This is a genomic window from Staphylococcus sp. EG-SA-2 (assembly GCF_017152085.1).
This window is the reverse complement of record NZ_JACYHC010000011.1, coordinates 1-8,945: the sequence shown is the minus strand read 5'-3', so window position 1 is coordinate 8,945 and position 8,945 is coordinate 1. Positions and strand designations below refer to the sequence as shown.

At 33.5% G+C, this 8,945-nt stretch carries 5 protein-coding genes; 4 read left to right on the top strand and 1 reads right to left on the bottom strand.

All coding sequences use genetic code 11. The annotated features are described in order from the left end of the window. The coding region (sasC, locus tag IDG60_RS00080) for an LPXTG-anchored aggregation protein SasC (RefSeq protein ID WP_206160332.1) at window positions 1-4,440 on the top strand (4,440 nt) is incomplete at its 5' end. A gap of 116 nt (window positions 4,441-4,556) precedes the next feature. Here sasC and IDG60_RS00075 read toward each other — a convergent pair. Beyond that, the gene (locus IDG60_RS00075) at window positions 4,557-5,825 is read right to left on the bottom strand and encodes a BaiN/RdsA family NAD(P)/FAD-dependent oxidoreductase (RefSeq protein ID WP_000285020.1); all 1,269 of its coding nucleotides are present in this window, start codon (window positions 5,823-5,825) and stop codon (window positions 4,557-4,559) included. 406 nt (window positions 5,826-6,231) lie between these two features. Here IDG60_RS00075 and IDG60_RS00070 point away from each other — a divergent pair, with 406 nt between their 5' ends. The 3 genes from IDG60_RS00070 to IDG60_RS00060 all read left to right on the top strand — a co-directional run. Then, window positions 6,232-7,893: a putative polysaccharide biosynthesis protein gene (locus tag IDG60_RS00070; protein WP_000004335.1), complete on the top strand. Its 1,662-nt coding sequence runs from the start codon at window positions 6,232-6,234 to the stop codon at window positions 7,891-7,893. Then, window positions 7,890-8,585: a pseudouridine synthase gene (locus IDG60_RS00065; protein ID WP_001217125.1), complete on the top strand. Its 696-nt coding sequence runs from the start codon at window positions 7,890-7,892 to the stop codon at window positions 8,583-8,585. The genes IDG60_RS00070 and IDG60_RS00065 overlap by 4 nt, the downstream gene beginning before the upstream one ends. A gap of 16 nt (window positions 8,586-8,601) precedes the next feature. Continuing rightward, window positions 8,602-8,945, top strand: a 344-nt coding sequence (locus IDG60_RS00060; RefSeq protein WP_206160331.1) for a YtxH domain-containing protein, incomplete at its 3' end; no start/stop codon positions are given.

The window sequence follows — 8,945 nt, the reverse complement described above, 5'->3', positions numbered from 1 at the left end:
CAAACGACTGATGATGGCGTTACTAGAATCAAAGATCAAGGTATACAGACCTTAAGTGGGGATACTGCAACACCGGTTGTTAAACCAAATGCTAAAAAAGCAATACGTGATAAAGCAACGAAACAAAGGGAAATTATCAATGCAACACCAGATGCTACTGAAGACGAGATTCAAGATGCAATAAATCAATTAGCTACGGATGAAACAGATGCTATTGATAATGTTACGAATGCTACTACAAATGCTGACGTTGAAACAGCTAAAAATAATGGCATCAATACTATTGGATCAGTTGTTCCTCAAGTGACACATAAACAAGCTGCAAGAGATGCAATTAACCAAGCAACAGCAACGAAAAGACAACAAATAAATAGTAATAGAGAAGCAACTCAGGAAGAGAAAAATGCAGCATTGAACGAATTAACTCAAGCAACCAACCATGCTTTAGAACAAATCAATCAAGCAACAACAAATGCTGATGTTGATAACGCCAAAGGAGATGGTCTAAATGCCATTAATCCAATTGCTCCTGTAACTGTTGTTAAGCAAGCTGCAAGGGATGCTGTATCACATGATGCACAACAACATATCGCAGAAATCAATGCTAATCCTGATGCGACTCAAGAAGAAAGACAAGCAGCAATTGACAAAGTGAATGCTGCTGTAACTGCAGCAAACACAAACATTTTAAACGCTAATACCAATGCTGATGTTGAACAAGTAAAGACAAATGCGATTCAAGGAATACAAGCAATTACACCAGCTACAAAAGTAAAAACAGATGCAAAAAATGCCATCGATAAAAGTGCGGAAACGCAACATAATACGATATTTAATAATAATGATGCGACGCTCGAAGAACAACAAGCAGCACAACAATTACTTGATCAAGCTGTAGCCACAGCGAAGCAAAATATTAATGCAGCAGATACGAATCAAGAAGTTGCACAAGCAAAAGATCAGGGCACACAAAATATAGTTGTGATTCAACCGGCAACACAAGTTAAAACGGATGCTCGCAATGCTGTAAATGATAAAGCTCGAGAGGCGATAACAAATATCAATGCTACACCTGGCGCGACTCGAGAAGAGAAACAAGAAGCGATAAATCGTGTCAATACACTTAAAAATAGAGCATTAACTGATATTGGTGTGACGTCTACTACTGCGATGGTCAATAGTATTAGAGACGATGCAGTCAATCAAATCGGCGCAGTTCAACCGCATGTAACGAAGAAACAAACTGCTACAGGTGTATTAAATGATTTAGCAACTGCTAAAAAGCAAGAAATTAATCAAAACACAAATGCAACAACTGAAGAAAAGCAAGTGGCTTTAAATCAAGTGGATCAAGAGTTAGCAACGGCAATTAATAATATAAATCAAGCTGATACAAATGCGGAAGTAGATCAAGCGCAACAATTAGGTACAAAAGCAATTAATGCGATTCAGCCAAATATTGTTAAAAAACCTGCAGCATTAGCACAAATCAATCAGCATTATAATGCTAAATTAGCTGAAATCAATGCTACACCAGATGCAACGAATGATGAGAAAAATGCTGCGATCAATACTTTAAATCAAGACAGACAACAAGCTATTGAAAGTATTAAACAAGCTAACACAAATGCAGAAGTAGACCAAGCTGCGACAGTAGCAGAGAATAATATCGATGCTGTTCAAGTTGATGTAGTAAAAAAACAAGCAGCGCGAGATAAAATCACTGCTGAAGTGGCGAAGCGTATTGAAGCGGTTAAACAAACACCTAATGCAACTGACGAAGAAAAGCAGGCTGCTGTTAATCAAATCAATCAACTTAAAGATCAAGCAATTAATCAAATTAATCAAAACCAAACAAATGATCAGGTAGACACAACTACAAATCAAGCGGTAAATGCTATAGATAATGTTGAAGCTGAAGTAGTAATTAAACCAAAGGCAATTGCAGATATTGAAAAAGCTGTTAAAGAAAAGCAACAGCAAATTGATAATAGTCTTGATTCAACAGATAATGAGAAAGAAGTTGCTTCACAAGCATTAGCTAAAGAAAAAGAAAAAGCACTTGCAGCTATTGACCAAGCTCAAACGAATAGTCAGGTGAATCAAGCAGCAACAAATGGTGTATCAGCGATTAAAATTATTCAACCTGAAACAAAAGTTAAACCAGCTGCACGTGAAAAAATCAATCAAAAAGCGAATGAATTACGTGCTAAGATTAATCAGGATAAAGAAGCAACAGCAGAAGAAAGACAAGTAGCACTAGATAAAATCAATGAATTTGTAAATCAAGCCATGACAGATATTACGAATAATAGAACAAATCAACAAGTTGATGATACAACAAGTCAAGCGCTTGATAGCATTGCTTTAGTAGCGCCTGAACATATTGTTAGAGCAGCTGCTAGAGATGCAGTAAAGCAACAATATGAGGCTAAAAAGCAAGAAATAGAGCAAGCTGAACATGCGACTGATGAAGAAAAACAAGTTGCTTTAAATCAATTAGCGAATAATGAAAAACTTGCATTACAAAACATCAATCAAGCAGTAACGAATAATGATGTGAAACGTGTTGAAACAAATGGCATTGCTACACTAAAAGGTGTACAACCTCATATTGTAATTAAGCCTGAAGCACAACAAGCAATAAAAGCAACTGCAGAAAATCAAGTAGAATCAATAAAAGATACACCACATGCAACAGTTGATGAATTAGATGAAGCGAATCAATTAATTAGCGACACACTCAAACAAGCGCAACAAGAAATAGAAAATACAAATCAAGATGCTGCTGTTACTGATGTTAGAAATCAAACAATCAAGGCAATTGAGCAAATAAAACCTAAAGTAAGACGTAAACGAGCTGCGCTTGATAGCATTGAAGAAAATAATAAAAATCAACTCGATGCAATCCGAAATACGTTGGATACTACTCAAGATGAAAGAGATGTTGCTATTGATACTTTAAATAAAATTGTAAATACAATTAAAAATGACATTGCACAAAACAAAACGAATGCAGAAGTGGATCGAACTGAGACTGATGGCAACGACAACATCAAAGTGATTTTACCTAAAGTTCAAGTTAAACCAGCAGCGCGTCAATCTGTTGGTGTAAAAGCCGAAGCTCAAAATGCACTAATCGATCAAAGCGATTTATCAACTGAAGAAGAAAGACTAGCTGCTAAACATTTAGTAGAACAAGCACTTAATCAGGCTATTGATCAGATCAATCATGCAGATAAGACTGCCCAAGTTAATCAAGATAGTATAGATGCTCAAAATATTATTTCAAAAATTAAACCAGCGACAACAGTTAAAGCAACAGCATTACAACAAATTCAAAATATCGCTACAAATAAAATTAATTTAATTAAAGCAAATAACGAAGCGACAGATGAAGAACAAAATATTGCAATAGCACAAGTTGAAAAAGAGTTAATTAAAGCTAAACAACAAATTGCTAGTGCAGTGACTAATGCTGATGTGGCATATTTATTGCATGATGAGAAAAACGAAATTCGTGAAATCGAACCTGTTATTAACAGAAAGGCGTCTGCTCGAGAACAATTGACAACATTATTCAACGATAAAAAACAAGCAATTGAAGCGAATATTCAAGCAACGGTAGAAGAAAGAAATAGTATATTAGCACAGTTACAAAATATTTATGACACTGCTATTGGACAAATTGATCAAGATCGTAGCAATGCACAAGTTGATAAAACAGCATCATTAAATCTACAAACAATACATGATTTAGATGTACATCCTATTAAAAAGCCAGATGCTGAAAAAACGATTAATGATGATCTTGCACGCGTCACTGCTTTAGTGCAAAATTATCGAAAAGTAAGTAATCGTAATAAGGCTGATGCATTAAAAGCTATAACTGCTTTAAAATTACAAATGGATGAAGAATTAAAAACAGCACGCACTAATGCTGATGTTGATGCAGTTTTAAAACGATTTAATGTTGCATTAAGCGATATAGAAGCAGTAATTACTGAAAAAGAAAATAGCTTACTGCGAATTGATAACATTGCTCAACAAACATATGCGAAATTCAAAGCGATCGCAACACCAGAACAATTAGCTAAAGTAAAAGTATTAATTGATCAATATGTTGCAGATGGCAATAGAATGATTGATGAAGATGCGACATTAAATGACATCAAACAACACACGCAATTCATTGTTGATGAAATTTTAGCAATTAAATTACCAGCTGAAGCGACGAAAGTATCACCAAAAGAAATTCAGCCAGCTCCAAAAGTTTGTACGCCTATTAAAAAAGAAGAGACACATGAATCGCGCAAAGTTGAAAAAGAACTTCCAAATACAGGTTCTGAAGGAATGGATTTACCATTGAAAGAATTTGCACTGATTACAGGTGCGGCTTTGTTAGCTAGAAGACGTACTAAAAACGAAAAAGAATCATAATTAACGAAATGACCTTAATATAACGACACTTTTTAGTGACTCAGTTATATTAAGGTCATTTTTAATTGAATGAAAAAGTTGATCTACTAAAGAGAATCGAACCAAATTTTATACTATTATTCCATTGATGTATGTGAGTAATGACCGGCATATAATCCAGCGACATGTCCTGTTACGAGTGCACTTGTAATATTATAACCACCAGTATAACCATGTATATCTAATACTTCACCACATAAAAATAATCCCGGAACTAATTTAGACATCATTGTTTTAGGTTGAATTTCTTTAAGTGACACACCACCACCTGTGACAAATGCCTTATCTATAGGTAATGTCCCGTTTACCTTAAATACAAACCCTTTAAACATATTTACTAAGTCGTTCAATTGTTGATTTGATAAGTGATGTGATGTGGTATTTTCATCGATTCCAGCTTGTTCCAGCATGAACAGTAAGTAGCGCTCTTCAATTAGACCATGCAAACTGTTTTTAATGATTTTATCTGGTGTGTCCGATAATAATGATGTGATGTGTTGTTTTAATTGTTCATGGTTTAATTCAGGAAATGCATCGATTGCCATAGAAATGTGCTGTGTCTTTTGATTTTTTTGTTCTTTATAAACAAACTGACTACATCTTAATGCAGCTGGACCACTGATACCAAAATGAGTAAATAACATATCCATTTGATGACTGATGCGTTTTTTACCATTTTTCTTAAGTACTGACAATTCAACATCTTTTAAACTTAAACCTTTTAGACGATTGGATTTGATGAAAGGTTCAGCTGATGTAATTGGAACTTCGGTCGGGAATAACTCAGTAATGGTATGACCTAAATCTTGTGCGAACTTATAACCATCACCAGTTGAACCAGTTTGAGGGACACTTGTACCACCTGTAGCAATCACTAGCGAATGGCTTTCATAACTATTATTTTGAGTATGTACAGTGAAAGTTTGGTCTGTATTAACTTCGATTCTACTAACAGCTTCTTCTTCTTTAATCGTTACATGTTGGCGTTCGATAGTTGTCACTAATGTATCAACCACGTCTTGTGCTTTGTTGGAAACTGGAAACATACGCCCGTGATCTTCTTCTTTTAATTTAACACCCCTAGACTCAAAAAAATCTATGATGGATTCATTATCAAAAATTGAAAAGGGACTATATAAAAATTTCCCATTTCCAGGAATGTTCTTAATAATTTCAGCATATGGTAATCGATTAGTTACGTTACATCTACCGCCACCAGATATTTTGAGTTTACGACCTAGACCTTTCTTTTTTTCAATGAGTAACACACTGCTACTTTGTTCGCTTGCAGCTACTGCCGCCATTAAGCCGCTAGGTCCGCCTCCGATAATAATTGTTTGATACATATACGCTTCCTCCAAATTTGTTACTGGACATTCAATTGCTATTTTATAGTACTTTTTTAAACTTTGCTATATCTCTTGTGTTATGAGATGACAATTATGTTGAATATATTTATAATGTGAACTTCATAAAAAATGAAGATGTATGTGTATGATAAGAATGATTTTTCTACTGTTATGCGATGTTCATCTCAAATAGTAGTATAATGTTTATATGAAATTTCGTAATATTCTAATCAAAATCGAGTATTCAATGACAATGCGTTGATAATTTTGTTATGATAATTCATTGAATATACGACAATGAAATAAAGTTTTGTGATATATTCATAATAATGAAAAATGATTTTACAGAGAAATAGCTTTTAGTTTACAAAACTTTAATAAACATGAGATAGGGAGATTCGTAATGAGTGAAAGTAAAGAAATGGTGCGTGGAACCTTTTTAATTACCATTAGTATATTAATTACCAAGGTATTGGGCGTACTTTTTATCATTCCATTCAACTATTTAATTGGTGGACAAGAAAATATGGCGCCGTTCACATACGCTTATGCACCATATAATATTGCAATTGCAGTTGCGACAGCAGGTGTACCATTAGCAGCTTCGAAATATGTTGCGAAATATAATGCTATTGGGGCATATAAAGTAAGTCAGAAATTTTATAAATCGAGTTTTATTGTAATGAGTATTACCGGTGTTTTAGGTTTCTTGGTACTGTATTTCTTAGCACCTTATATTTCTGAATTAACATTAGCTAGAAACATTCATGATAAAAACGGTTGGTCAGTCGATGATATTACTTGGATTATAAGAATCATTAGTATGGTTGTTATCTTTATTCCTGTATTAGCGACATGGAGAGGGATATTCCAAGGTTATAAATCTATGGGGCCAACAGCAGTGTCAGAAGTAACTGAGCAAATTGCACGCGTGATTTTCATATTAATCGGAAGTTATTTAGTACTAAATGTCTTTGATGGCTCTATTTTATTAGCCAATGGTATTGCTACTTTTGCAGCAGCAGTTGGTGCGATTATTGGTATATTCACACTCTGGTATTACTGGAGAAAGCGTAAGCATAATATTGATCGTATGGTCGAATCTGATTACACAGATATAGATGTGTCATATGGCAAGATGTATAAAGAAATTATTGCTTATAGTATACCGTTCGTTATTGTAAGTTTGAATTATCCATTATTTAACTTAGTAGATCAATTTACACATAACGGTGCTTTATCTTTAGTTGGTATACCTTCACAGTTACAAGATATATTCTTTAATATGCTAAATATGTCAACTAATAAAATTGTAATGATTCCGACATCATTAAGTGCTGGTTTTGCAGTGAGTTTAATTCCTTATATTACAAAAACATTTGCAGAAGGTCGCTTACATGAAATGCATCATCAAATTAGAACATCTATTGGTGTATTAATGTTTATAACTGTTCCAGCTAGTATTGGAATTATGGCCTTGGCACAACCATTATTCACAGTTTTCTATGGTTACGATCCAATTGTTTTAGGTCATGACCCTAACCATGATGGTAGTCGCTTATTATTCTATTATGCGCCTGTAGCAATACTAATTTCACTATTAAGTGTAACGGCATCAATGTTACAAGGTATAGATAAACAGAAATTAACAGTTTATGTTATTTTAGCTTCTGTAGTTATCAAGTTAGCGTTAAACTATCCATTAATTATGTTATTCCATACACCTGGTGCAATTTTAAGTACTAGTATCGCATTATTATTTGCAATTGGATGTAATTTCTATATTCTTAAAAAATATGCGAAGTTTAAATTCAGCTATAGTTGGATTCATTTTGCAAAAATATTCTTGTATTCATTTATTATGATGCTAGGTGTAGAATTAGTATTTTTCCTTGCAAATCTATTCTTAGAACCTACTAAACTTGGTTACTTAATCATTATTATTTTAGGTGTTACAGTAGGTATTCTAATTTACGGTACAATCACAATTAAAACGCGTCTTGCGGACGAATTCTTAGGTGAAATTCCTGAAAAATTAAGACGTAGAGTTAGGTTTTTACGATGAGAATAGATAAATTTTTAGCAAATATGGGCGTCGGTACACGCAATGAGGTCAAACAGTTACTTAAAAAAGGCCTTGTAAATGTCAACGAACAAGTAATTAAATCACCAAAAACACATATAGAACCAGAAAACGATAAGATAACAGTTCGTGGAGAATTAATAGAATACATTGAAAATGTCTATATTATGTTAAATAAGCCAAAAGGTTATATATCAGCAACTGAAGATCATCATTCAAAAACCGTTATTGATTTAATACCTGAATACCAACATCTAAATATTTTTCCGGTTGGTCGTCTTGATAAAGATACAGAAGGGCTTTTATTGATAACGAATGATGGTGATTTTAATCATGAATTAATGAGTCCAAACAAACATGTTTCTAAAAAATATGAAGTTATTTCAGCAAATCCTATCACTGAAGACGACATTCAAGCTTTTAAAGAGGGTGTAACACTGACTGATGGCAAGGTTAAGCCTGCAATATTAACTTATATTGATAATCAAACGTCACACGTAACAATTTATGAAGGAAAATATCATCAAGTTAAACGAATGTTTCATAGCATTCAAAATGAGGTATTACATTTAAGACGTATCAAAATTGCTGATTTAGAATTGGACAGCAATTTAGATTCAGGAGAATATCGTTTATTAACTGAAAATGATTTTGACAAATTAAATTATAAATAAAAGGGAGACGATTGATATGGCAAAAGGTAATTTATTTAAAGCGATTTTAGGTATAGGTGGCGCTGTAGCAGCTGTACTTGTTACACGTAAAGATAGTCGTGACAAGCTGAAAGCAGAATATAATAAATATAAACAAGATCCTCAAAGCTATAAAGATAATGCTAAGGATAAAGCGACGCAATTAGGAACAATTGCTAATGAAACAATTAAAGAAGTAAAAACAAATCCGAAAGAATATGCTAATAGATTAAAAAATAATCCAAAAGCATTTTTCGAAGAAGAAAAATCAAAATTTACCGAATATGACAATAAGACTGACGAAAGTATTGAAAAAGGTAAATTTGATGATGAAGGTGGCGC

Coding starts and splice junctions, on each gene's coding strand:
- IDG60_RS00075 (WP_000285020.1), bottom strand. CDS start 5,825: ATGTATCAAACAATTATTATCGGAGGCGGACCTAGCGGCTTAATGGCG.
- IDG60_RS00070 (WP_000004335.1), top strand. CDS start 6,232: ATGAGTGAAAGTAAAGAAATGGTGCGTGGAACCTTTTTAATTACCATT.
- IDG60_RS00065 (WP_001217125.1), top strand. CDS start 7,890: ATGAGAATAGATAAATTTTTAGCAAATATGGGCGTCGGTACACGCAAT.